The sequence below is a fragment of the Nocardia bovistercoris genome, assembly GCF_015674855.1.
In the GTDB taxonomy this organism is placed as follows: domain Bacteria; phylum Actinomycetota; class Actinomycetes; order Mycobacteriales; family Mycobacteriaceae; genus Nocardia; species Nocardia bovistercoris.
Map to the genome: position 1 here is coordinate 45,623 of NZ_JADMLG010000013.1, position 23,324 is coordinate 68,946.

General features: G+C 69.0%; 21 protein-coding genes, 1 other RNA gene and 1 pseudogene. 11 read left to right on the top strand and 12 right to left on the bottom strand.

Annotated features, from left to right (window positions below; all coding sequences use genetic code 11):
* Positions 1–74 precede the first annotated feature (74 nt).
* From IT779_RS27230 to IT779_RS27240, 3 genes are all read right to left on the bottom strand, one after another.
* Entirely contained in the window at positions 75–356 is a 282-nt protein-coding gene (locus tag IT779_RS27230; protein ID WP_332838985.1) for a hypothetical protein, read from the bottom strand.
* A gap of 45 nt (positions 357–401) precedes the next feature.
* The gene (locus tag IT779_RS27235) at positions 402–920 is read right to left on the bottom strand and encodes a TrmH family RNA methyltransferase (RefSeq protein ID WP_196152293.1); all 519 of its coding nucleotides are present in this window, start codon (positions 918–920) and stop codon (positions 402–404) included.
* A 312-nt stretch (positions 921–1,232) separates the two neighbouring features.
* Complete coding sequence (locus IT779_RS27240; protein ID WP_196152294.1) at positions 1,233–2,120, bottom strand: alpha/beta hydrolase; 888 nt, start codon at positions 2,118–2,120, stop codon at positions 1,233–1,235.
* Between the two features lie 297 nt (positions 2,121–2,417).
* Here IT779_RS27240 and rnpB point away from each other — a divergent pair.
* An RNA gene (gene rnpB / locus IT779_RS27245) (RNase P RNA component class A) lies at positions 2,418–2,840 on the top strand.
* A gap of 82 nt (positions 2,841–2,922) precedes the next feature.
* Here the strand turns inward: rnpB and IT779_RS27250 are convergent.
* On the bottom strand, positions 2,923–3,309 hold the full coding sequence (locus IT779_RS27250) for a hypothetical protein (protein ID WP_196152295.1): 387 nt from the start codon (positions 3,307–3,309) through the stop codon (positions 2,923–2,925).
* A 432-nt stretch (positions 3,310–3,741) separates the two neighbouring features.
* Here IT779_RS27250 and IT779_RS27255 point away from each other — a divergent pair, with 432 nt between their 5' ends.
* Complete coding sequence (locus IT779_RS27255) at positions 3,742–4,074, top strand: hypothetical protein (RefSeq protein WP_196152296.1); 333 nt, start codon at positions 3,742–3,744, stop codon at positions 4,072–4,074.
* Between the two features lie 82 nt (positions 4,075–4,156).
* Here the strand turns inward: IT779_RS27255 and IT779_RS27260 are convergent, their stop codons facing one another.
* The 6 genes from IT779_RS27260 to panB all read right to left on the bottom strand — a co-directional run bounded on the left by IT779_RS27260 (position 4,157) and on the right by panB (position 8,238).
* Complete coding sequence (locus IT779_RS27260) at positions 4,157–4,426, bottom strand: Txe/YoeB family addiction module toxin (protein WP_196152297.1); 270 nt, start codon at positions 4,424–4,426, stop codon at positions 4,157–4,159.
* Complete coding sequence (locus IT779_RS27265) at positions 4,419–4,694, bottom strand: type II toxin-antitoxin system Phd/YefM family antitoxin (protein ID WP_196152298.1); 276 nt, start codon at positions 4,692–4,694, stop codon at positions 4,419–4,421. The genes IT779_RS27260 and IT779_RS27265 overlap by 8 nt, the downstream gene beginning before the upstream one ends.
* Before the next feature lie 128 nt (positions 4,695–4,822).
* Entirely contained in the window at positions 4,823–5,704 is an 882-nt protein-coding gene (locus IT779_RS27270; protein WP_196152299.1) for a CHAD domain-containing protein, read from the bottom strand.
* 4 nt (positions 5,705–5,708) lie between these two features.
* Positions 5,709–6,671: a prolyl aminopeptidase gene (gene pip / locus IT779_RS27275; RefSeq protein ID WP_196152434.1), complete on the bottom strand. Its 963-nt coding sequence runs from the start codon at positions 6,669–6,671 to the stop codon at positions 5,709–5,711.
* Complete coding sequence (locus IT779_RS27280) at positions 6,671–7,123, bottom strand: hypothetical protein (protein ID WP_196152300.1); 453 nt, start codon at positions 7,121–7,123, stop codon at positions 6,671–6,673. The genes pip and IT779_RS27280 overlap by 1 nt, the downstream gene beginning before the upstream one ends.
* 257 nt (positions 7,124–7,380) lie before the next feature.
* Positions 7,381–8,238 carry a 3-methyl-2-oxobutanoate hydroxymethyltransferase gene (panB, locus tag IT779_RS27285; RefSeq protein ID WP_196152301.1) on the bottom strand — a complete coding sequence of 286 codons (858 nt, stop codon included), beginning with the start codon at positions 8,236–8,238 and terminating at the stop codon, positions 7,381–7,383.
* Between the two features lie 192 nt (positions 8,239–8,430).
* Here panB and IT779_RS27290 point away from each other — a divergent pair, with 192 nt between their 5' ends.
* From IT779_RS27290 to IT779_RS27300, 3 genes are all read left to right on the top strand, one after another.
* Positions 8,431–9,975 (top strand): alpha/beta hydrolase, encoded by a 1,545-nt coding sequence (locus tag IT779_RS27290; protein WP_196152302.1) that lies wholly within the window; start codon positions 8,431–8,433, stop codon positions 9,973–9,975.
* A gap of 157 nt (positions 9,976–10,132) precedes the next feature.
* The gene (glnA, locus tag IT779_RS27295; protein WP_196152303.1) at positions 10,133–11,473 is read left to right on the top strand and encodes a type I glutamate--ammonia ligase; all 1,341 of its coding nucleotides are present in this window, start codon (positions 10,133–10,135) and stop codon (positions 11,471–11,473) included.
* A 109-nt stretch (positions 11,474–11,582) separates the two neighbouring features.
* The gene (locus tag IT779_RS27300; protein WP_196152304.1) at positions 11,583–14,612 is read left to right on the top strand and encodes a bifunctional [glutamine synthetase] adenylyltransferase/[glutamine synthetase]-adenylyl-L-tyrosine phosphorylase; all 3,030 of its coding nucleotides are present in this window, start codon (positions 11,583–11,585) and stop codon (positions 14,610–14,612) included.
* Positions 14,613–15,059: 447 nt separating this feature from the next.
* Here the strand turns inward: IT779_RS27300 and IT779_RS27305 are convergent, their stop codons facing one another.
* The gene (locus IT779_RS27305; RefSeq protein WP_196152305.1) at positions 15,060–15,368 is read right to left on the bottom strand and encodes an HPr family phosphocarrier protein; all 309 of its coding nucleotides are present in this window, start codon (positions 15,366–15,368) and stop codon (positions 15,060–15,062) included.
* A 132-nt stretch (positions 15,369–15,500) separates the two neighbouring features.
* On the opposite strand from IT779_RS27305, the gene IT779_RS27310 reads away from it, so the two are divergent.
* The 6 genes and pseudogenes from IT779_RS27310 to IT779_RS27335 all read left to right on the top strand — a co-directional run bounded on the left by IT779_RS27310 (position 15,501) and on the right by IT779_RS27335 (position 22,812).
* The gene (locus IT779_RS27310; RefSeq protein ID WP_196152306.1) at positions 15,501–16,178 is read left to right on the top strand and encodes a TetR/AcrR family transcriptional regulator; all 678 of its coding nucleotides are present in this window, start codon (positions 15,501–15,503) and stop codon (positions 16,176–16,178) included.
* 4 nt (positions 16,179–16,182) lie between these two features.
* Positions 16,183–17,142, top strand: a pseudogene (locus IT779_RS27315) (SDR family NAD(P)-dependent oxidoreductase); the annotation flags it as partial.
* Between the two features lie 616 nt (positions 17,143–17,758).
* A complete protein-coding gene (locus IT779_RS27320) occupies positions 17,759–19,261 on the top strand; it encodes an AMP-binding protein (protein WP_232542150.1) in 1,503 nt (500 codons plus the stop codon).
* 212 nt (positions 19,262–19,473) lie between these two features.
* The gene (locus IT779_RS27325) at positions 19,474–20,061 is read left to right on the top strand and encodes a uridine kinase family protein (protein WP_196152308.1); all 588 of its coding nucleotides are present in this window, start codon (positions 19,474–19,476) and stop codon (positions 20,059–20,061) included.
* 194 nt (positions 20,062–20,255) lie between these two features.
* Complete coding sequence (locus tag IT779_RS27330; protein WP_232542151.1) at positions 20,256–21,206, top strand: endonuclease/exonuclease/phosphatase family protein; 951 nt, start codon at positions 20,256–20,258, stop codon at positions 21,204–21,206.
* A gap of 157 nt (positions 21,207–21,363) precedes the next feature.
* The gene (locus IT779_RS27335) at positions 21,364–22,812 is read left to right on the top strand and encodes a neutral zinc metallopeptidase (RefSeq protein WP_196152309.1); all 1,449 of its coding nucleotides are present in this window, start codon (positions 21,364–21,366) and stop codon (positions 22,810–22,812) included.
* Between the two features lie 40 nt (positions 22,813–22,852).
* Here IT779_RS27335 and IT779_RS27340 read toward each other — a convergent pair whose 3' ends face one another.
* Positions 22,853–23,317 (bottom strand): 6,7-dimethyl-8-ribityllumazine synthase, encoded by a 465-nt coding sequence (locus IT779_RS27340; protein ID WP_196152310.1) that lies wholly within the window; start codon positions 23,315–23,317, stop codon positions 22,853–22,855.
* Between the last annotated feature and the right edge of the window lie 7 nt (positions 23,318–23,324).

Genomic DNA, 23,324 nt, shown 5'->3' on the forward strand with positions numbered 1-23,324 from the left:
CGGCCCCGGTCCGCATCGGAACGCACACTCGAGAGCCGGACTGTTCGGGTAGCCGACCGAACGCGGGTTCGAGGTCAGAACGTGGCGGTGCGGAGGCGGCTGGTGTAGGTGCCCGCTCGGTCCAAGGCGTCGGCGGCGGCATCGAGTTCGATGGAGGCTTCCTCCAGGACCTCGCGGGCGCCCGCTACGCAGTAGGCGGGGGTGGTGAGTGCGCCGATGCCCTCGGTGTCGAGTAGTAGGCCCGAGTTCGGCAGTTCGGCGTAGGCGTCGCGTAGTTCGGACAGCTCTTTTCGTGCTCGGGCCACGTGGGCGATCAATTCGAGCCGTCGGGTCTCGAGAATCGATGGGTCTTCCACCGTCACCACCTCCGGGGTCCAACCTAGTCGCGGATGCGGCGCGGTTCACGACAGTCCGGCGAGGCGGTAGAGGACCAGTGAGCCCGCTACCGCCACGTTGAGGCTGTGGCCGGTGCCGACCATGGGGATTTCGACGGTGAGATCGAGTAGTTCCATGGCTTCCGGTGCGATGCCGTCCCTTTCGTGGCCGAGGACCATGACGGTGCGGCGTCGCGCGACCGGGAGGTCGGCGAGTCGGGTGGACTCGTCGGTGAGTTCGACGCCGAGCAGTGCGGATCCGCCGTGGGACTGGCGTTGCAGCCAGCGGTCGACGCGTCCGTCGATCCAGTGCACGCAGGAGCGGGTGCGTAGGGTGTTGCCCTGGTCGAGGGCCGCCGGCACCCAGGGCAGGCGTGGGACGGCCAGGCAGGCGCCCACCGCGTCGCAGGTGCGCAGGAGGGTGCCGAGGTTGGCGCCGTGTTTGGGCCACAACGGGGCGGCGATCAGGTGGTTCCAGCAGCCGTGGGCGCGTCGGCGGCGCTGACCGCGTAGTTCGCGGCGGGTTCGGACCCGCGCGGCGCTCACGGGCGGATGGGGAATGCCTTTCCCCGTGGGAGAACGAGATTCATGGTGGCGATGCTTCGCGGCGCATCGGGGCCATCGACGGGAATACCGCTTCCCACGGTACCGCAGGGTATCGGGCGCGCGGAATGCCGTGGCGTCGTGGGCCGCACGAGGGCGTTTCGGAGCCGCGCGCACCGAGTCGGTGCCGGGGACACAGGAGCTCTGGCGCCCGCGCTTCGCATGTCGTTGTCGGCGTGTAATCGCCGGCGCCGGACCGGCGCGGCAGTCGCCTCGCGGCGGACCCGGGCGCCCCGGGACCCGCCGCGCGCGGTGTCACGGACGTAGGACCGAGACCAGGAATTCGGTCTGGTCGTACACGGCCTGTTCGAAAACGTCGTCGAAGTACAGGTCGAAATGTCCGACCGGATAGCGTTTGACCACCGCGTGTTTGGTGCGTGCGGCGGCCTTGAGGGTGGGGCGGGGCGGTGCGATCGAATCGTGTTCGGCTATGGCATAGAACACCGGCATCTTCAGTGCCTTGGCCCGGCGGCCCGGTGCGTCGAACAGGGCCGGGAATGCCACGCGCGCGGCGACTTTCGGCTCCCAGCTCGCGCTCTCCTCGGCGAGTCGGCCGTAGCCTTCCGGCACGTCGGCGGCGCTCATCAGGGCGGCGGCGCGTTTGCGGCCCGCGAGTTTGATGCGCACCGGTTTGCGCCGCAGCGGGCCGAACAGCACGTCGGTGGTGGCGATGGTGGCGACCTTGGTGAAACTCAAGGGGCCCTTGGCCATTCCCGAGGCCCAGCCGCTGGTGAACGGCACCTGCGCCACGACGGCGGCGATGTAGTCGTCCTCGGGAGCGATGGAGAGCACGTGGCCGCCGCCGAAGGAGGTGCCCCACAATGCGATACGGGTCTTGTCGATGCCGCGCAGGGTGCGGGCGAAGGCGATCGCGTTGCGCCAGTCCTCGCGTTGGCGTGCGATGTGCAGCAACTGCCGGGGCGTGCCCTGACTCGCTCCGAAATGTCGGTAGTCGAAGACCAGCACGGCCATGCCCGCGGCCGCGAATCTTCGCGCGTACCTGTCCAACCCCATCTCCCGCGTGCCCCCCATACCGTGACCCATCACCACCAGGGGACGGGGTTTGGGGACGCCGTCGGGGGGATAGAGCCACGCCGCGCACTGCTGTCCGCCAGACGTGAAACCTACCTCGACACGTTCCATGGGCATTTACGGTACTTGGTCGGTTGCTGAGGGGTGCTTACAGCATTGGGGTCGGTTACTCGGGGGCGGTTGCCGCCGCGGGTCGACGGTTCGCGAGTTCGTGCTCGCATCGGGTTGGTTGCCCCTGGGCTTCTGTCGTATCGGATCGGCTGCGTGGCAGGTCCTGCCCGCGTCGGGTCGGTTGACCGTGGAATCCGGCCGCGTCGAGTCCGTTTGCCCGGCGTCATTCATGGCGCCGAGTCGGTTGCGGGCGCGTGGACCGCCGCCGATCATGATCGCGTACTCTTGGTGCGCGGATGAGCCGGCCGGGCGACCGCGGCGTCGGGAACGGGCACGATGTGCCGCTGCCCGATATCGAGGAAAGTCCGGACTCCACAGAGCAGGGCGGTTGCTAACGGCAACCCGGGGTGACCCGCGGGACAGTGCCACAGAGAACAGACCGCCCGCGGTCCGCGCTTCGGCGCGGGTCGCGCGGTGAGGGTGAAACGGTGCGGTAAGAGCGCACCAGCGCCTCGGGTGACCGAGGCGGCTAGGTAAACCCCGCCCGGAGCAAGGTCGAAGGTCGCACCGTTCGCGGTGCGGTTGCGCAGGTGTTGGAGGGCTGCTCGCCCGAGCCTGCGGGTTGACCGCTCGAGGCACCCGGTGACGGTGTGTCCAGATGGATGGTCGCCCCCCGGCTTCGGCCGGGGACAGGATCCGGCTTACAGGCCGGCTCGTCCGCCCCCTTCGAGTCGAATTCGGCCGCCCGCCGTGCGGCGAGCGGCGCGGTGTCACCTCTTCGGTGCTGACAGCTTCGGTGCGGTCAGCCGCACATCATCTGCGCCATGGCGTAGATGGCTTGTGCCTCTTCCTTGGTCGCTTCGGTCGAACCGTTCTTCAAGCGACCGACCAGCGCGGTGACGGCGGCGTCCTCGGCCTTGCCCGCCTTGCGGTCCGTGCAGGTCTGGCTGAGGATGTCGCTGATCTGGGCATCGGTGCGGCCCTGGGCGAGCTTGGGGAAGGCGGCTTTGAAGCTGACCACGAAGGTGCCCGCTTTGGTGCTGTCAACGACCTGGGCGGCATTGCCCGCCGCTTTGGCGGTCGAGGAGGATGCCGGGGAGGAAGAGGTGGAGCTGTCGTCGCCGCAACCGGCGAGCAGCAGGGCGAACGCGGAGGCACAGGCCGCGAGCGCGGCGGTAGTTCTCGTCACGGTGCGCGATGCTAGCGGCGACTGACGAAGGTTGCCTCCCGTGAGGTTAACGGGAGGCAACCATTGTGTGGATCGAAACTGTGAGGTCAGACCGGGTTGACCAGGAGTACCTGCGCCCAGTAGGTGGCCTGCTCGGGACCGAGCAGCGGCATCAGGTAGTCGTAGAGGATCGATGACATCAGTGCGGTACTCCCAATTGTTCGACGTACGAGGTTGGTTCGGGGCGTATTCGGCTACCCGGTGCGGCGCCCCGACGGGGAACGGTAGCAGGCAGCCGCGGCGCGCCGCAGTTCGGCGGGTCGGGGACGGATTCGCCCCCCGAGCTGGCCTAGAACGTGATCGACATCATAGAGTGTTGCCTGTTGGCTTGGCCCGCCGCAGGGCAGCGGCGAGCCTTCACACACTTCGATCGCGGAAGCAGGTCTCAACTCTATGCGGGTAGTTCGTTCATTGGTTCTCGGCGCTCTGATCGCCGGAGCCGCATCGGTTTTCGCAACGCTCGGCGCGGGGTCCGCCGGCGCGGTCGCGGTGACCCCGTTGCCGGGTGGCGTGCAGGTCGACCTGAGTCCGTCCGACACCCGGTGGGTGCACGACAGTCATGTCGGTAACGCTATCGCCGGTCTGCCGCACCCGTCGGCGTCGTCCTTCGGCCAGGCCCTCGATTCGGCGGCGGCGCTGTCGTCGACGTACCCGAACGGCCGGGTCACCTTCACCGTCTTCGGTCCGTTCGACGAGTTGAACGGCACCATGCTGGCATTGCAGTAGGCGAATTCCGCCTGCCGACTCGAATTCGAAGCGGCCCCGGCCCATCCGGCCGGGGCCGCTTCGCGCGATGTCGACTGCCACGTCAGTAGCCGTAGTGCCCGCCCACCTGCACGATCGCTATTTCGCTGTCGGTGACGTAGTAGATCAGGCGATGCTCCTGGGTGATCCGACGCGACCAGTGCCCGGCCAGCTGGTGTCGCAGCGGCTCGGGTTTGCCTACTCCGTCGAACGGGTCGGTCAGCGCGGCGTCGATCAACTTGTTCGCCGCTTTGAGCACTGCCCGATCTCGCGCCAACCACGCCGAATAGCTGCGCCAACCTTGGGCGGTAAAGGTCAGTTTTCGGTCAGGCATGTCGCCGTGCATCCTCGTCGGGGTCGATGAGGGCGCGGGCTTGTGTGAGGCCGTCGCGTGCGTCCTGTGCGGACTTCAGCAGTTCCGCACCGCCGTGTGTCCGTAGCACATACAGCGTTTCCATCAACGAGTTCCAGTCGGACTCGGCGACCAGCACGGCGTTCTCGCCCGACTTGGTGACCACTGTCAACGGGTCATGGTCGTCGTTGACCTGCTTCACCAGTCCGAACAGGTTCTGACGCACGTTCGAGATCGGCAGCGAAGGCATCGGTGATCACTTCCTTCCTTGGTTGTACGATATATCGTACAACCAAGGAAGTGGTGTCGGCGACAGGCGATCCCGCCTTCCGGCCGAGGCCACTTCGCGCCCGCACGGGCGATATGAGCTCGCGTCGACTATCGCCCTGCTGACGACACCGCTTCGGCGGCCGCCGGGTAGCGCTCGAGTTCGCGTTCGGCCGCTTTCAGCTCGGCTTTGGCGAGCCGGTCGTAGATCTTGCGGGACTCGCCGTCGGCTTCGGCCTCGGCGGCGCGCTCGAGGATCGCCTCGCGCGACTCGACGGCGTCGCGATGGTCGCCGAGCACTGTCTGTAAGCGCTTGGCCCGCGACCCCATCGCGGTCGCGTCCTCACCGAGCACGGGTTCGGCGGCCTCGCAGGAGTAGCGCAGGCGTTTGGCGCTCTTGCGGATGTCGTGCAGCAGTTCGACGCGCTCTTGCGCCGAGACGGTCGGCTCGTAGCGCACCATGGCCTCGACCCGCTCCCGGTCGCGGTTCATCACCACGCCGAAGAAGTCGGGCGCGGGCACCGCCGCTCGGGCGCCGCGCAACGGGGGAGCGCCGCGCCACTGCACGAGTCGGTCGCGCAGGGTGTGGTAGCGCGCATCGTCGAGGGCGGTGAGGATTTCGGCGTGCGCGGTGGTGTAGCGGGCTCGTTCGGCGGTGACCAGTCGTTCGGTGGCCTTCGCCACGTCGGCCGGGTCCGAGGCCGCCGTCTTGTCCGCGAGCAGTGCGGTGAAACGTTCGGCGCGCACCTCGGCGTCACGGGCGACGCCGAGCAGATCGGCGAGCCATTTCAGCTCGTCGTTCATCAGCGCCACCGGCTCCTTGCGCAGCAGCGACCGGTACGAGCGCAGCACGCTGCGTAGTCGACGCGTCGCCACGCGCATCTGGTGCACCGAGTCGTAGGCGTCGGCGCGCACGTCGGGTTCGGCGGCGAGCAACCGGTCGACGTCGTCGCCCAGCGCGGTGTTCAGTGCTTTTCCTGCGGTGACCCCCATGAGATCAACTCACTTTCGCGAAATGGTCGGTCGCCGTGACCAGGTGGTGGGTGATGCCCGGTTCGTCGGCGGCGTGACCCGCGTCCTCGACGATGTGCAGCACCGATCCCGGCCAGGCGCGGTGTAGATCCCAGGCGCTGACCGCCGGGCATACGACGTCGTGACGCCCGTGCACGAGCACGCCGGGGATGTGGGAGATCCGGTCGATGTCGCGCAACAGTTGGGCCTCGTCGAGGAATCCGCCGTGGCGGAAGTAGTGGTTCTCGATGCGGGCGAAGGCGAGTGCGAAACGCGGGTTCGAGGTCTCGGCGACGCGGTCGGGGTGCGGCAGCAGCGTACTGGTCGACCCTTCCCAGCTCGACCACGCGACGGCCGCGGCGGTGGCGACCTCGGGGTCGGGGGAGTGCAGCAGCCGGTGGTAGACCTCGACCAGGTCCTCGCCGCGTTCGGCGTCGGGCACGGGGGCGAGGAACCGTTCCCATTCCGCCGGGTACAGCCGGCCGGCCGCGCCGTTGTAGTACCAGTCGATCTCCTTGCGCCGCAACAGGAATATGCCGCGCAGCACCAGCTCTGTCACGCGTTCGGGGTGGGTCTGGGCGTAGGCGAGCGCCAGGGTCGAACCCCACGAGCCGCCGAACACCAGCCACCGTTCGACACCGAGGCGCGTGCGCAGCGCTTCGATGTCGGAGACCAGATGCCAGGTGGTGTTGGTCTCGAGAGCGGCGCCTTCGGCGAGGTGCGGGGTGGACAGCCCGCAGCCGCGCTGGTCGAACAGCACGATGCGGTAGGCATTCGGGTCGAAGAACCGCCGCTGGAGCGGGCCGGTGCCGCCGCCGGGACCGCCGTGCAGGAACACCGCGGGTTTGCCCTCGGGATTGCCGCTGACCTCCCAATACAGCGACTGGCCGTCGCCGACGTCGAGCGTGCCGGTCTCGTACGGCTCGATCGGCGGGTACACGGTGCGCATCACAGGCCGACGATCACGGAGGCCAGATCCGGTGTCGACAGCGCTTCGATGGTCTGCTGACGGACATCGGGGCAGCTCTTGGTGGTGACCGTGTCGACGACGGCCTTGTTGCCGAGTACGTCGATGCCGTGCTGGAGACCCCACGGGTGCACGATGAGATTCAGTCCGACCCGACCCAGCGTCGGGCCCTGGACGCGGAAGTTGGACAGTTCCGGCCGGATCGCGTCGCACAGCGCGACCGCCGCCGCGTCGGTGACCTGCGGGCTCGTCTTCTGCGTTCCGGTGGCGTTGGCGCCGGTGGTGGTCGCGGGCCGCGAGGCGGTGGTCGTGAGCGTGCCCGAATTCCCGGTCGGATTCGGGTCATCGGTGCTCCCGCACGCGGTCAGTGCGGCGGTGAGCAGGGCGACGGCCGCCAGCGGGGCGCTGCGGAGAAGCCATCGGCGATGGGGCATCGGTACCTCTGATCGTGTCGAATTTGTCGGCTTCGAGTCTGCCATCGTTCCGCGACACCGGTGCGCGCCCTGTCGCGGACGGCCGGTGCGGACGCTGTCGGGCACACACGGTCGGGAGACCCGCGAGAGAGGCGGCCGAGGGCGTGCGGATAGCGGCGACCGAGGACACGCGAGGCCGAAGCGGCCCGGGGACGCCGTCGAAGCCGAGGCACGGACCGGGCCGACGGATGATCCCGCCGACCCGGCCCGCGCGGCGATCAGAAGCTGTGTTCGGAAGCGGGGAAGGACCCGCGCCGCACCTCGTCGGCGTACGCGGCGGCGGCCCGGCGCAGATCGTCGCCGATCTCGGCGAACCGCTTCACGAATTTCGCGGTCTTACCGCTGGTGTAGCCCGCCATGTCCTGCCAGACCAGCACCTGGGCGTCGCATTCGACGCCCGCGCCGATGCCGACGGTGGGGATGGTGAGCTTGCGGGTGACCTGACCGGCGAGTTCGGCCGGAACCATCTCCATCACCACCGCGAACGCGCCGGCTTCCTGGACGGCGATGGCGTCGGCGATGAGCTGTTCGGCGCCGTCGCCGCGGCCCTGCACACGGTAGCCGCCGAGGGTGTTCACGCTCTGCGGGGTGAATCCGATGTGCGCCATGACCGGAATCCCGGCGGCGGTGATGTGCGCGATCTGTTCGGCCGCGCGCTCGCCGCCCTCGAGTTTCACCGCGTGCGCCTGCCCCTCCTTCATGAAGCGGGTCGCGGTGGCCAGCGCCTGCGCGGGACCGGATTCGTAGGTGCCGAACGGCAGGTCGGCCACGACCAGCGCGTTGGGCGCGCCGCGGACCACGCCGCGGACCAGGGGGATCAGCTCGTCGACGGTGATGGGCACGGTGGTGTCGTAGCCGTATACGACGTTGGCGGCCGAATCGCCGACGAGCAGCACCGGGATGCCCGCCTCTTCGAACAGGCGGGCGGTGGAGTAGTCATAGGCGGTCAGCATGGACCAGCGTTCGCCGTCGGCCTTCATCTGCCGCAGGTGCGGTACCCGTGTCTTGCGTGTGCGCCGCGCGGGTTCGGCGGGGGTCGCACCGTAGGCAGGGGTTTCCGAATCGGATATGGACATCATCGTCCCTTTCGCTACGTGTCGCCTCGGGGCCTGAGCAGGTCCCCGTGCATCTGACACGGTCAGTCTGCCACTCCCGCGTGCCCGCTACCAGGGCGGGTGCGCCCGGGCGACGGTGCCATTGCTCACACCGAACGGCCGTACCCGCAGGTGGTGGCGGTCACATCACAATCCCCTGGCAGGATCGTCGGCATGGGTCGGGAAAGGAACGGTTGTGCGGCGCGGGTGGCACTGCTCGGCGCGGCGGTGGCGCTCGCGATGGCAGGGTGCACCGCGACGCGGCAGCAGGACGCGGCGCCGATGCCCGCACCGCCCGCGGGGTTGGAGCGGTTCTACTCCCAGAGTGTGAACTGGGGTTCCTGCGAGGATTACGGCGATCCCACCGACCGGTTCCCGCCCGTCGCGCAGTGCGCGAAGATCACCGTCCCGGTCGACTACGCCCGCCCCGACGGCCCAACCGCGCAACTCGCGCTCACCCGGATTCCGGCCTCGGGCACGAAGATCGGGTCGCTGCTGATGAATCCGGGCGGTCCCGGCGTGTCCGGGCTTTCGATGGCCGGAATCGCGGGCCGAACGCCGCTGTCCGAACATTTCGACCGGGTCGGCTTCGATCCGCGCGGAGTCGGCTCGTCGACGCCGTCGATCCTGTGCCTGACCCCGCGCGAGGCCGACGCGGAACGGGCCGAGAAGCCCGAGGACAACACCGCGCAAGGTATCGCCGCGGCCGAGGCCGACAACAAGGAGTACGTCGACCGCTGCGCCGAGCGCACCGGCGTGGATTTCCTCGCCCACGTCGGCACCCGCGAGGTGGTGCAGGACATGGATGTGATGCGGGCCGTCCTCGGCGACGCGGGCCTGACCTATCTCGGCTACTCCTACGGCACCCGGCTCGGCTCGGCCTACGCCGAACGGTTCCCGGATCGGGTGCGCGCGCTGGTGCTGGACGGCGCGGTCGACTCCTCGCAGGATCCGGTGCAGGAGTCGCTGCGCCAGGCCGCCGGGTTCCAGGGGGTGTTCGGCGCATACAGCGCGGACTGCGCGACCGCGTCGGACTGTCCGCTCGGCACCGATCCCACCGCGTCCGTGTCGCGGTTCCGCGCGCTGGTCGACCCGCTGGTCGCCACGCCCGCCGCCACGTCCGACCCGCGCGGGCTCTCCTACGACGACGCCATCACCGGGGTGCAGCAGGCCCTCTACAGCGACGACATGTGGCAGGCGCTGACCACCGGACTCGGCGAGTTGCGCCAGGGCCGCGGCGACACCCTGCTGCAACTGGCCGACATGTACGACGGTCGGCGCGAGGACGGCAGTTACGCCAATACCCAGGACGCGTTCAACGCGATCCGCTGTGTCGACGATCCGAGGATCACCGATCGCGCGGTGGTCGGCCGTCAGGACAGCGAATATCGCCGGGCGGCGCCGTTCCTGGACGACGGGCGCGGCACCGGCGCGGCGCCGCTGGAACTGTGCGCGCAGTGGCCGGTGCCGAATACCAGCGAACCGCATTCGATATCGGCGCACGGTGTGCCGAAAACCGTTGTCGTCTCCACCACCGACGATCCGGCGACCCCTTATCAGGCGGGTGTCGACCTGGCCCGGCAACTCGGCGCGGCGTTGATCACCTATCGCGGAAATCGGCACACCGCCGCTCTGGTCGCCGGTGACGAATGTCTGGACGACGCGGTGATCGCCTACCTCGTCGACCTCGTGGAACCGGCGCGGGGGCAGACGTGCTGAGAAGTCGCCGGAGTCGACGTGTCCGGCCCGAGTCGGACCTCACAATCGCGACACTTCGGACGCGAGCTTCATACCGGAAAGCCGCTCCGCTACCTACATCGCAAACCTGAGCCTGTACGTAACACGGATTTAACGCCAGGGTTTTACTCTCGCGGACATGGATCGCCAGAAGGAATTCGTGCTGCGGACGCTCGAAGAGCGGGATATCCGCTTCGTGCGTCTCTGGTTCACTGACGTCTTGGGTTATTTGAAGTCCGTCGCGATCGCGCCCGCCGAATTGGAAGGCGCGTTCGAAGAGGGCATCGGTTTCGACGGCTCGGCCATCGAGGGCTTCGCTCGCGTGTCCGAAGCCGATATGGTCGCCAGGCCGGATCCGTCCACCTTCCAGGTGCTGCCGTGGGCCACCAGCAAGGGGCACCAGCATTCGGCCCGGATGTTCTGCGACATCACCATGCCCGACGGCTCGCCGTCCTGGGCCGATCCGCGCCACGTGCTGCGCCGCCAGCTGAACAAGGCGGCCGATGTCGGCTTCAGCTGCTACGTGCACCCCGAGATCGAATTCTTCCTGCTGGAGAACGGCCCCGTGGACGGCACCCCGCCGCGCCCGGCCGACTCCGGCGGCTTCTTCGACCAGGCCGTGCACGATTCGGCGCCCAACTTCCGCCGCCACGCCATCGACGCGCTGGAATCGATGGGCATCTCCGTCGAGTTCAGCCACCACGAGGGCGCGCCGGGCCAGCAGGAGATCGACCTGCGCTACGCCGACGCGCTGTCCATGGCCGACAACGTGATGACCTTCCGCTACCTCATCAAGGAGGTGGCCATCGACGAGGGCGTGCGCGCCACCTTCATGCCCAAGCCGTTCGCCGCGTATCCCGGTTCGGCCATGCACACCCATATGAGCCTGTTCGAGGGCGAGGCCAACGCCTTCCACGATCCCGACGATCCGCAGAACCTGTCCGGCACCGCGCGCGCCTTCATCGCGGGCATTCTCGAACACGCGGCCGAGATCAGCGCGATCACCAACCAGTGGGTGAACTCCTACAAGCGCCTCATCCACGGCGGCGAGGCGCCGACGGCGGCCTCCTGGGGTCGGTCCAACCGTTCCGCGCTGGTCAGGGTGCCGATGTACACGCCGAACAAGTCCTCCTCGCGGCGCGTCGAGATCCGCAGCCCGGATTCCGCGTGCAACCCCTACCTGACCTTCGCGGTGCTGCTCGCCGCCGGTCTGCGCGGGATCGAGAAGGGGTACAACCTGCCGCCGGAGGCCGAGGACGACGTGTGGTCGCTGACCTCCGCCGAACGCCGCGCCATGGGCTTCCGCGAACTTCCTGGCACCCTGGACGAGGCGTTGCAGGCGATGGAGCGTTCCGAACTGGTCGCCGAGACCCTCGGCGAGCACGTGTTCGACTTCTTCCTGCGCAACAAGCGCCGGGAATGGTCGGATTACCGCAGCCAGGTGACGCCATACGAGCTGAAGGAGTACCTGGGCCTGTAGCCGGGCGGGCGGACCGCGCGCCTTCGTCCGCGAGCCGAACCGCGGCCGTTCCCACGCACGCGCGGAACGAGCCACCTGTTCCGGCCGCTCACCCTGTAATTTAGGGGGCATGGTCCGGCCATCGTCTGCCCGCTCCGCTGTGCCAGGTGTCGGTCGGCTCGGATTGCTCGAGCCGACCGCCGCCGCGTCGCTGCGCGAGTTGGCCTGGGACAACATCGACACCGTCCCCGTGTTGTGGGCACTGTCGCGCGCGCCCGACGCCGATCTCGCGCTGAGCACCATGCTCCGGCTGCGCGAGCGGCTCGGAACCGAGTGGGCCGCGCTGGATTCGGCGATCCGCGCCGACACCTCGCTGCGCGGAAGGCTTTTCGCGCTGGTCGGGTCGTCGAGCGCCTTCGCCGATCATCTGGTGGCCGATCCTTCGTCCTGGCACGTCCTCGAGCGCAAGAACCTGCCCGATCGCGACGAACTGCTCGCCGATCTGCTCGACGTGGTCGACGCGGCGCCCGAGCCCGCGCCACCGGGGCCGGACGGCCGCGAACCCGAAGCGCTGCTGTACCGCGCGCGGGAGTTCGGGCCCGACATCGCCGAACGCCTGCGCAGGCGCTACCGCGATCAGCTGATGCTGCTCGCCGCCCTCGACCTCGCGGCCACCGTGGAGAACGAACCGGTGCTGCCGTATCAGGTGGTCGGCAACCATCTCACCGACCTGGCCGACGCGGCGTTGACGGCGGCGCTCGCCGTCGCGGTGGCAAGGGTGTGCAAGGACGGGCCGTGCCGGGTCCGGCTCGCGGTCGTCGCGATGGGTAAATGCGGTGCGCGGGAACTGAATTACGTCAGCGATGTCGATGTCGTGTTCGTCGCCGAACCGGCCGATCCCACCGCAACCCGACTGGCCGCGGAGACGATGAGCATCGGCGGCCAGGCGTTCTTCGACGTCGACGCGGCGCTGCGCCCGGAGGGCAAGGCCGGTGCGCTGGTGCGTACGCTGGAATCGCATGTGGCGTACTACAAGCGCTGGGCGCGTACCTGGGAGTTCCAGGCGCTGTTGAAGAATCGCCCGATGACCGGCGACCTGGAACTGGGCCGAAGCTACCGCGACGCGCTCATGCCCATGGTGTGGACCGCTTCCGAGCGTCCCGATTTCGTCGCCGACGTGCAGGCCATGCGGCGGCGCGTGGAGGATCTGGTCCCCGAGGACCTGCGCGAACGCGAACTCAAACTCGGCCACGGCAGTCTGCGCGATGTCGAATTCGCGGTGCAGCTCCTGCAATTGGTGCACGGCCGGGTCGACGAGTCGCTGCACGTGCAGGGCACGGTGGAGGCGCTGACGGCACTGGCCGCGGGCGGTTACATCGGGCGCGACGACGCCGCCAACCTCGCCGCCTCCTACGAATTCCTGCGGCTGCTCGAGCACCGGCTGCAATTGCAGCGGCTCAAGCGCACCCACACCCTGCCCGCCGCCGACGACGACGAGAGCATGCGCTGGTTGGCTCGCGCCGCGCACGTCCGTCCCGACGGCCGTCAGGACGCGGTCGGCGTGCTGAGTTCCGAGATCCGCCGCAACGCGGTGCGGGTGCGGCGACTGCACGCGAAACTGTTCTACCGCCCGCTGCTGGCGTCGGTGGCGAAACTCGACTCCGACGCCCTGCGCCTGAGCCCCGACGCCGCGATCCGTCAGCTGGCCGCGCTCGGCTACGTGGCGCCGCAGAACGCGCTCGGACATCTGCGCGCGCTCACCGGCGGCGTCTCCCGCAAGGGCAGGATCCAGGCGCTGCTGCTGCCGACGCTGCTCGAATGGCTCGGTGATACACCGAATCCCGACGCGGGCCTGCTCGCCTACCGCCGGGTGTCGGAAGGGCTCGACGATCAGATCTGGTTCCTGCGCGAACTGCGCGACGAGGGCGCCATCGCGCAGCGGTTGATGATCGTGCTCGGATCCTCGGAATATCTGCCCGATCTGCTCATCAACGCCCCCGACACCATCCGCATGTACGCCGACGGGCCGACCGGGCCGCTGCTGCTGAGCCCGAAGGCCGAAGACGTCACGCGCGGGATCCTCACCGCCGCGGCCCGTTACGACGATCCGAAGCGCGCGGTCGCCGCGGCGCGGTCGCTGCGACGGCACGAGTTGGCGCGGGTGGCGTCGGCGGATCTGCTGCACATGCTCGAGGTGCCAGAGGTGTGCCGGGCACTGTCCTCGGTGTGGGTCGCGGTGCTCGAGGCCGCGCTGGCCGCGGTGATCAGGTCCGACGAGGTCGAGACGGGTGCGCCCGCGCCCGCCGATTTCGCGGTCATCGGCATGGGCAGGCTCGGGGGACACGAACTCGGCTACGGTTCGGACGCCGATGTGCTCTTCGTCTGCGATCCGCGACCCGGCGAGGACGAGACCAAGGCCGTGAAATGGTCGATCTCGGTCGCCGAACGGGTGCAGCGGCTGCTCGGCGCGCCGAGTACCGACCCGCCGCTGCACGTCGATGCCGGACTGCGCCCCGAGGGGCGCAACGGCGCCTTGGTCCGCACGCTGGCCGCCTACGCCGCCTACTACGAGCAGTGGGCGCAGCCGTGGGAGGTGCAGGCGCTGCTGCGCGCGCACCAGGTCGCGGGCGATCAGGAGCTCGGGGTGCGGTTCCTGCACGTGATCGACAAGGTCCGCTATCCGGAGGGCGGGGTATCGGCCGAGGCGGTGCGCGAGATCCGCCGTATCAAGGCGCGGGTGGATTCCGAGCGCCTTCCGCGCGGGGCGAATCCGGCCACCCACACCAAACTCGGGCGCGGCGGGCTCGCCGATATCGAGTGGACCGTGCAGCTCATGCAGTTGCGCCACGCGCACCGAATCCACGCGCTGCACAACACCTCCACCCTGCAATCGCTGGATGTCATCGAGGCGACCGGGCTGCTCGGCGCCGAGGACGTGGCGTTGCTGCGCGAGTCCTGGCTCACCGCGACCAAGGCACGCAACGCGCTGGTCCTGGTGCGCGGCAAGGCCACCGACCAGTTGCCCGGTCCGGGCCGTCTACTATCGGCGGTCGCGAAGGTCGCGGGGTGGCCGAACGACGACGGCAGCGAATTCCTGGACAACTACATGCGGATCACCCGTCGCGCGAAAGCTGTGGTGGAGCGAGTGTTCGGGGCCTGAGCGAAAATCCGGAGTCGGCCGGTGCCTCGGTCGATTCCGGTGCGCGGGGATGCGCCGAAATCGATCGGTCGCGGCGTTCGGCTTCGTAGGGTGTGTCCCATGTGGGTGATTTTTCCGATTTCCGTGGTCAGTGCCGTTGTCATCGCCTGGGGGTTCGTCGTCGGTTTCCCCAAGGACTGAGTCGGAAGGAGCTGACTCAGGCGAGGGACCTACGTCGGATCGAGACCAGGCCAAAGGGGGCCGGTCCGGGCGGAGGGCTGGTTCGGGCGAGGACAGGAGTTGAGCGGGGTACCGGTTCGGGCGGAGGGGCGAGGTGGGCGGAGGGCCGGGGTTGAGTGGGGGACCGGTTCTGGCGATGGGGCCGAGTCGGGCAGCGTCCAGGTCGGGCGGCTGACGACTCTCGCGTGCGGCCGGTGAGGGCGCTTGGGGCGCGGCAGTCCTCGATTTCTAGCGGATCGGGTCGAGCGGGGGAACGGGTCGGGCGGCCAACAACTTTCGCATGCGACCCGCGAAGGCGCTGAGGGCGCGGCGGTCCTCGATATCGGGCGGGTGCCGTCCCTCTTCGACGGTCACCGAGATCACGCTGCCGGGGCGCACGCGCAGCACATCCCAGCAGTAGGGCAGGACCGGCGCGTTCACGCTGCGTCCGCCGCTGCTGATCGTGATCCGTGAGCTGAAACCCGCGGCCACGGCGGCCAGGTCCTCCGCGTCCTGCGCGCCGAGTGTGCGCGTCGACCGAATCTCCTCGACGTACATCGCCCCTCCTTCGTGTCATCGACCAGCGTAGGCGTCGCCGCATTATTTGAATCGGATTCAAGAAAGTCCTTGATCCCTGCCGATGTCGCCCCTATCCTCGAATTTGAATCGGATTCGAATACTGGAGGTGCGGTGGGTCGGAACCGACGCGGTGACGCCTCGAAGGCGGTCCTGCTCGAGGCGGGGCGCGCGGCCTTCAGCGGTCGGCGCTACGACGAGGTCTCGGTGGTCGATCTGGCCCGTTCGCTCGGCGTGGCGGCAGGCTCGGTGAGTTACCACTTCGGCGGTAAACGCGGCCTCTACCTCGCCGTCGTCGAACAGGCGGCCCAGGAGTTCTGGAGCGAACTGCTCGAACTGCGCGGCCCGGCGCTGGATCGGCTCACCCGAGGCGTCGACGCCTTCCTCGATCGCGCGCGGCGGGAACCGGGAGTGTTCGAGGCGCTGATCACCGACGTGGCCGACGCCGAGGTGCGCGCCGTCCGCGACCGGCACCGCGGCCTGCTCGCGCACGCACTCGCGGTGGAGATCACCGGCGCCGAAGCCACCCCGGTGCTGCGCGCGGCCGTCGACGGCTGCCTGTCGTTCATCGAGGGCATAGTGCTGCACTGGCTGCGCACCGAGGAGATCTCGCGCGAGCAGGTGCGCGCGCTGATCCTGGCCAACTTCGTCGCGACCGTGCTCGGCGCCGCGCACACCGATCCCGAGATCGAACTCAGCCGTCGGGTACTCGACGCGCTGACCTCGCAGTCACCCCTCATCGCACCGTTCGTCGGCCCCGACGCGGTACCTCTGCGCGCGGAAGTGGAGTAGTTTCATGACGGCACCACCTCGGGGTCCGGCCTCGTTCGTCCGGCACCCGATATCGCGCGCGGTCGCCGGGCTCATCGGGCCGCGCGGACTGCGCGACACATCCGCACTGCGCCGCGCGGTGCGCGACAAAGTGGTCGTCGTCACCGGCGCCTCCTACGGCGTCGGCGCGGCCACCGCCCGACTGTTCGCCGCGGCCGACGCGCGAGTGGTGCTTGCCGCCCGCTCGCTCGAGCAGTTGCGCGTGGTCGCGGACGAGATCACCGACGCGGGCGGAAAAGCGTACGTGTATCCGCTGGACCTCACGAGCGAACAGTCGGTCGCCGAATTCGCGGCGGCGGTGCTCTACGACTTCGGCGCGGTCGACGTGCTGATCCACAACGCGGGCAAATCCCTGCGCCGATCCATTCACCTGTCCTACGACCGCCCCAAGGACCTCACCGCCACCACGGGCGCGAACTACCTCGGCCCCATGCGACTCACCATGGCCCTGCTGCCGGGGATGCGCGCTCGCGGACGCGGACACATCGTGAATGTCTCCACCGTCGGCATCATGTTCCCCGTCATGCCGAAATGGGGTTTCTACCTGTCCTCGAAGGCGGCGTTCGACTGGTGGATGCGCGCGGTCGCCATGGAAGCGCGCGCCGACGGCGTCACCACCACCACCCTGTACGCCGGACTCATGCACACCAGGATGAGCGCACCGAGCGCCTGGATGCGACTGCTGCCCGGACAGTCGCCCAGCGACGCCGCACGGGTGATCGCCCGCGCGGTGGTGGACAAACCGCGCACCATCGCCCCCATATACGGCCATCCGTCCGCGATCGCGGTCCCGATGCTGCGCTGGCCACTCGAGGTCGGCATCGGATTCGTCTACCGCTTCCTCGGTGATACCCCGGCATCCCTCGCGAGCGCGCGGCCGTCGCCGGACGACCGATTCGCGGCTGACGACCAAGAGGCGACGGGTGACCGCGGCGTGGCCGGTAGCCAAAAAGAGGCCGGTGACCGGGGTGCGGCCGGCGGCCCGGGGGTGGCTGACGACCGGGCGCAGGCCGGTAGCCAAGGGGAGGTGGGTGACCACGGTGTGGCCGGTGGCCGGGGCGTGACGGGTGACCGGGGTGTGGCCGGTGGCCGGGGCGTGACGGGTGACCGGGGTGTGGCCGGTGGCCGGGGCGTGACAGGTGATCAGGCGGCGGCTGACGGCCGGGGCGTAGCAGACGGCCGGGTGCAGGACTGCGGCCAGGAGATGGCGGGTGACCGGGGTGTGGCCGACGGCCAAGGTGGGACAGGTGACTCGAGCGTGGCAGGCGACAGGATCGCTGGGGACGGTACGGAGCGCCGCAGTGCGCACTGATTTGAAATCGACCCTACGGCAGTCATTTTCGGCCATCGCCGCGATGGTGGCGACTGGATCACGGGCGACGATTCGGAGAGCGCCGGTACACGCGGCGGTGGAATCGACTGTCCGGCAGTGGTTTGCGGCTGTCCCGGCGGTGGCGACCTCCGGGGTGTTCACGCCGATCGGTGCGGGTGCCCTTCGTGAGATCATTCGCGCTTACCGGCAATTCGGCCCGACGCCTGCGATGCTGTTGGTCACGAGCGCGATCCGGTATCCGCACCGGCTCGCCGTCGTCGACGATCGCGGCCTGCTCACCTACTCCGAGTTGCGGCGTCGCGTGGATTCCATCGCCGCGGCCCTGTACGCGACGGCCCCGACCGCGCCGCGCTCGATCGCCATACTGTGCCGCAACCATCGCGGATTCGTCGAAGCCATGGCGGCTGGTGCGCGATTGGGGGCCGAACTGGTGTTCGTCAACACCGAACTTCCCGCCGCGCAACTGGATGCGATCCTGCGCAGGCACCGCCCCGACGTTCTGATCCACGACGAGGAATACGCGGACGCGGTGCGGGACACGGGATTCGCGGGTCTGCGGGTACTGGCCTGGCACGAATCCGGCACCGGCGACCTGACGTTGGATGGACTCGCCGCCCGCTCCGGCAGAAGACCGCCGCCGGTCCGGCGTCCCGTGCGGGTCACTCTGCTGACCTCGGGCACCACCGGCCTGGCGAAAGGCGTGCCGAAGGCGATGAAGCCGCGCGCGATCGCCCTGCTGTGCGTGACCGCGATGGGCACGATCCGATTGCGTCGCCGCGATACGGTCGCCGCCGCGACGCCGTTCTTCCACGGTTTCGGCCTCGTCGCACTGCTCGGTCCGCTCGCGCTCGGCTCGACCGTGGTGTGCCGCCGCCGTTTCGACGCCGGACAGACGCTCGACGACATCACCCGGCACCGGGTGACGGTGCTGATGGCGGTGCCGGTCATGTTGCAGCGCATCCTCGCGCTGGACGACCTCGATCCCGCGCCCGCGCGCCGATCGCTGCGCGTCATCGTCACCGGTGCCGCGCCCATCACGCCGATCACCGTGTCGAGGGTGGTCGAGGCGTTCGGTCCGATCCTGGTGAACGGCTACGGTTCCACCGAGGCCGGACTCGTGACGATCGCGCGACCCGAGGATCTGGCCGCAGCCCCGGACACCGCGGGATATCCGGCGCTCGGCGTCTCGGTCCGGGTGTTGCGCGCGGACCGCAGCCCGGCGGACATCGGCGAGACCGGACGTATCTTCGTGCGCACCGGACTCGATTACGCGGGCTACACACCGGAGACCACCGGCGCGGTCGCGGCGAAAAATGTCGTCGACGGTCACGTGGACACCGGCGATATGGGGCACTTCGACGCGCGCGGCCGACTCACGATCGACGGACGGTCCGACGACATGATCGTCTCCGGCGGCGAGAACGTCTTCCCCGGCGAGGTCGAGGCCCGGCTGACCACGCACCCCGAGGTGGCCGACGCGGCCGTGATCGGCGTTGGCAACCCCGAATTCGGTCAGGTGCTGCATGCGTTCGTGGTGCCCGCGGGAAACGCCGCACCCTCGGAGGCCGACCTGCGCCGGCACCTCCGAGCCGGACTCGAGCGCTACAAGGTGCCGAAACGATTCACCGTGGTCGCGGAGATACCGCGCAACGCGGGCGGCAAGGTCGCCAAGGCGGCGCTGCGCGCGAGCACTGTCGATCCGCATGCCTGACCGAACCTTGCGAGACGCGGATCGATGTCGGCTGGCTCGTGCCACCGCCCGGCGCGGTGTGACGCATCGACGCCGTGAATCGGATTCGCGCATATACCGAGCGGGTGAGGGCGGTAGAGTTGATGCTCGATCCACGACGGACGTGCGATCTCACGGGGAGTGTGCGATGGACCCGGGAGCGCGTGCGGTGTCGGCCGCTTAGAGTCGACCGAATGACCAGCCCGTCCTCGATCGCAGCCTTCGCGAGCGCGGTGCGCGCATCGCGTCCGCGCTGCGGACCGGTCCGCCTCGTCGCGATCGACGGTCACGCCGGTTCCGGGAAAACGGGATTCGCCGAATGCCTCGCCGCCGAACTCGGGTCGGCGCCGATCCTGCACCTGGACGACATCGCCACCGACGACGGCTTCTTCGACTGGTTCGACCGCCTCCACACCGGGGTCCTCGTCCCGTTCGCCGCTGGCGTCGCCGCGACCCACGACGTCTACGACTGGACCGCGCACGGCTGCATCGGCCGCCGCGCGATCCCCGCCGCGCCGGTGGTGCTGATCGAGGGCGTCGGCGCGGGCAGGCGCGCGGTGCGCCTGTACACCGTGGCAAGGGTGTGGATGGATACCGACCCGGAGGAATCCTGGCGCCGCGGCCGCCTCCGGGACGGCCCGGCGCAGGCCGAGTTCTGGGACCGCTGGATACCGTCGGAGCTTCGGCACTTCGCGGCCGACCCGTCGCGGGAACACGCGGACACGCTGGTCCGAGGCACGGACTACGGCTACGAAGTGCGTCCCGCGTTCCCACGATTGTGAAACCCTGCCCCCGCGCTCGGGGAGGCTGCTGACGCACATGATCTGACAACGGCTTCGTCTCGCGAGTATCGGGCTACGACCGGGACCCGTTCGGACCGACGGAGTCCGGCGCCCGCGAAAGCCCAAGGCTGTCCACACGAAACCTTCACATCCGCCACAATCGGTCTCCACCGACGCGCCTTAGAGTGCACGGCATGGTGCGTATATGGATGAACCGGGCGCTGCTCGGTCTGGGGTGGGGCGCCCTCGTCACGGGAATCGTCGGCATGGCTCTGTATTTCGGTCTCGGCAGGCAGCGCGAGTTCGCGGTGCTGTTGGCTTCCGGCGCTTCCTATCTGATGCTCGGCGCACTCGTCGGGCTGCTGTTGTTCCTGCTCGCGCGCGGTTGGCGCAGCGCGGTCGTGGCAGGCGTCGTGGTCGCGGGCGTGCTGTGGACGCAAGTGCCGATCTTCGTCTCCGACGGACGCGCGGCGGGAGGCCCCGTCGTCACCGTGCTGCAGTCGAATCTGCTGTTCGGCGGCGCGGATGTGGACCGGATCGTGCGCACGGTCCGCGACGAACAGGTCGACCTGCTGACCGTGGAGGAACTGACGGCCGAGGCGGTGACGAAGTTCGAGACAGCGGGACTCGCCGCCCTGCTGCCCTACCGCTACGTCGAACCCGGCGGCTACGGCCAGGGCACCGGCATCTACAGCCGATACCCGTTGCGCGACACCAGGAAATACGACGGTTTCGTCATGGGCAACCTGGGCGCGGTGATGGAACATCCGCAGCGCGGACCGGTCGCGGTGTTCGCCTTCCACCCCATGCCGCCGCCGCTGGATTTCGCGGCGTGGACGGCCGAGATGCGCCGTATCCGCGAGATCCTGGACGCGACAACGGGTCCGGCGCTGGTCGGCGCGGATTTCAACGCGACCCGCGATCACACCGCCTTCCGCGACCTGCTGCGCGGCGAATTCGCCTCCGCCGCCGAATTGGTCGGCGCGGGTCCGCTGCCCACCTATCCGACCGACAAGCGCTGGGGCCCGGTCATCGGCATCGATCACATCCTGATCGCGGGCGGCACCGCCGAGAAGGTCGAGGCGATGACCATCGCGGGCAGCGATCACCGGGCGGTGCTGGCCAGGACCAGGCTGGACGGGTAGTAGGAACCGAGTCGGCTGGTCGCGCTGCGCGTGGCGCGTTTTCTGCGATTACCATGTGAACGCTCGATCGGCGGATGTCCGTATCCGCCGGCGGGACCGTGCGATCCCGCGGTCCCGCAATGGCTGGTGTAGTCGAACTGCTCCGGGGAGGAACCTGATGAGGACTGCGCGATTTCGCCTGGGGGTGGTGGCGCTGCTCGCCGCCGTCGGTGCGGCGCTGACCGGTTGCGACACCGTCACCACCGGTACCGAGAGCGCCGTGATCGCCGACCCGCAGAACCCGTGGGAGCTGGCGAGCTCGGCCGCCACCTCGGGTACGAGCGGCCCGCGTCCCGGCGTGCCCGACGCGCCGCTCACCGCGGAGAACGGCGACGGCGGCGCCATCGACAAGCTCGCGCTCAACGCGCTCGCCGATATCGAGGCGTACTGGCAGACCGAGTACGCCAAGACCTTTCCCGGTGTTTTCGACCCGGTCGACCGGTTCCTGTCCTGGGATGCCAAAGCCCCGCGCGCGCAGTCGATCAAATTCTGCCGCGAGGACACCTACCAGGTGGTGAACGCCGCCTACTGTTCGCTCGACCACACCATCGGCTGGGACCGCGGCGTGCTGCTTCCGCTGGTGCGGCAGAAGTACGGCGCGATGGCGGTGGTGATGGTGCTTGCTCACGAATACGGGCACGCCATCCAGGGCAAGGCCAAGCTCGCGGGCTTCCTCACTCCCGTTCTCGTGCAGGAACAGCAGGCCGACTGCCTGGCAGGGGTGTTCCTGCGCCATGTCGCCGAGGGCAACTCCCAGCACTTCACGATGAACATGACCGACGGACTCGACGGCGTGCTCGGCGCGACCGTCGCCATCCGCGACACCGACCCGAGCAACCCGAACAACGTGCACGGCTCCGCTTTCGAACGGGTCACCGCCGTCCAACTCGGCTACACCGACGGCGCCTCGGCCTGCAAGAAGATCGACCGCAAGGAGATCAAGAACCGGCGCGGCACCCTGCCGACCACCTTCGAGACCGAGGACGAGGAACAGAACCAGCTCCCCATCGACGTGCCGTCGCTGACGAGCGTGAGTCAGGCGCTGGCCAAGAACTTCCCGGTGAAGCAGCCCCCGCGCTTCGAATACACCGGGATCGTGAAGAACTGCGCGAACGTCACCTCGACCAAGCCGGTGTCCTACTGCCCGTCTTCGAATACGGTCGGCACCGACGTGTCGGCGCTGGCCGAACGCGGCAAAGCGGACACGGGGGATGGGGAGATCCTGTCGTCGACCGTGACCGGCGATTACAACGCCTTCGTCGTCTTCGTCTCCCGCTACATGCTCGCTGTTCAGCGCGACCGCGGTCTCACCCTCACCGGCGCGAGCACCGCCGGACTCCGCACGGCCTGCCTCAGCGGCGCGTTCACCACCGAGTTGAGCGAACCGAGCAGTGACCCGCGCCTGTCGGCGAAGGATCTGGACGAGGCGGTGTCGGGTCTGCTGTCGGACGGGCTGGCCGCCGCCGACGTGGACGGCAAGGTGGCACCGGGCGGCTACCAGCGCCTCGAGGCGTTTCGTACCGGCGTGCTCGACGGCGAGCAGACCTGCCTCACCAAGTTCCCGTGAGTTGCGCGCGGCCCGGTCGACGAACGGGCCCCGCGCTCGGTCACCGGGCGGCGGGCCGGGTGCGCAGCGAGCTGAGGGTGTTCGCCACGGCCCGCGCGGCCTCGGCGCCCTTGGTCACGAAATGTTCGGTGAAAAACGTGACGTGCTCGCTGTGCTCGTGGAAGTGGTGCGGGGTGAGCACCACCGAGAAGACCGGCACGTCGGTGTCGAGTTGGACGCGCATCAGTCCGTCGATCACGGCGGTGGCCACGAAATCGTGGCGGTAGATGCCGCCGTCGACCACCAGCGCCGAGGCGACGATCGCCGCGTAGCGTCCGCTGCGGGCCAGCCGTTGGGCGTGCAGCGGGATCTCGAAGGCGCCCGGCACCTCGAAGACGTCGATATCGTCGCGGTCGAAGCCCAGATCGGTGTATTCGGCGGTGAACCCCTCGAGGGCCTTGCCGACGATCGGGCTGTGCCACATGGCGCGAATGAAGGCGATCGAGCCGGTGGATGTCGTTCCCATCCCGTGA

Excerpts from the sequence above, each read along its gene's own strand:
- IT779_RS27320 (WP_232542150.1), top strand. The coding sequence starts at position 17,759 with ATGCTGTTGGTCACGAGCGCGATCCGGTATCCGCACCGGCTCGCCGTC.
- pip (WP_196152434.1), bottom strand. The coding sequence starts at position 6,671 with ATGCGCACCGTGTACCCGCCGATCGAGCCGTACGAGACCGGCACGCTC.
- IT779_RS27270 (WP_196152299.1), bottom strand. The coding sequence starts at position 5,704 with ATGGGGGTCACCGCAGGAAAAGCACTGAACACCGCGCTGGGCGACGAC.
- panB (WP_196152301.1), bottom strand. The coding sequence starts at position 8,238 with ATGTCCATATCCGATTCGGAAACCCCTGCCTACGGTGCGACCCCCGCC.
- IT779_RS27330 (WP_232542151.1), top strand. The coding sequence starts at position 20,256 with ATGGTGCGTATATGGATGAACCGGGCGCTGCTCGGTCTGGGGTGGGGC.
- IT779_RS27305 (WP_196152305.1), bottom strand. The coding sequence starts at position 15,368 with ATGTACGTCGAGGAGATTCGGTCGACGCGCACACTCGGCGCGCAGGAC.
- IT779_RS27325 (WP_196152308.1), top strand. The coding sequence starts at position 19,474 with ATGACCAGCCCGTCCTCGATCGCAGCCTTCGCGAGCGCGGTGCGCGCA.
- IT779_RS27260 (WP_196152297.1), bottom strand. The coding sequence starts at position 4,426 with ATGCCTGACCGAAAACTGACCTTTACCGCCCAAGGTTGGCGCAGCTAT.
- IT779_RS27335 (WP_196152309.1), top strand. The coding sequence starts at position 21,364 with ATGAGGACTGCGCGATTTCGCCTGGGGGTGGTGGCGCTGCTCGCCGCC.
- IT779_RS27300 (WP_196152304.1), top strand. The coding sequence starts at position 11,583 with ATGGTCCGGCCATCGTCTGCCCGCTCCGCTGTGCCAGGTGTCGGTCGG.
- glnA (WP_196152303.1), top strand. The coding sequence starts at position 10,133 with ATGGATCGCCAGAAGGAATTCGTGCTGCGGACGCTCGAAGAGCGGGAT.
- IT779_RS27340 (WP_196152310.1), bottom strand. The coding sequence starts at position 23,317 with ATGGGAACGACATCCACCGGCTCGATCGCCTTCATTCGCGCCATGTGG.
- IT779_RS27240 (WP_196152294.1), bottom strand. The coding sequence starts at position 2,120 with ATGGAACGTGTCGAGGTAGGTTTCACGTCTGGCGGACAGCAGTGCGCG.
- IT779_RS27290 (WP_196152302.1), top strand. The coding sequence starts at position 8,431 with ATGGGTCGGGAAAGGAACGGTTGTGCGGCGCGGGTGGCACTGCTCGGC.
- IT779_RS27255 (WP_196152296.1), top strand. The coding sequence starts at position 3,742 with ATGCGGGTAGTTCGTTCATTGGTTCTCGGCGCTCTGATCGCCGGAGCC.
- IT779_RS27265 (WP_196152298.1), bottom strand. The coding sequence starts at position 4,694 with ATGCCTTCGCTGCCGATCTCGAACGTGCGTCAGAACCTGTTCGGACTG.
- IT779_RS27280 (WP_196152300.1), bottom strand. The coding sequence starts at position 7,123 with ATGCCCCATCGCCGATGGCTTCTCCGCAGCGCCCCGCTGGCGGCCGTC.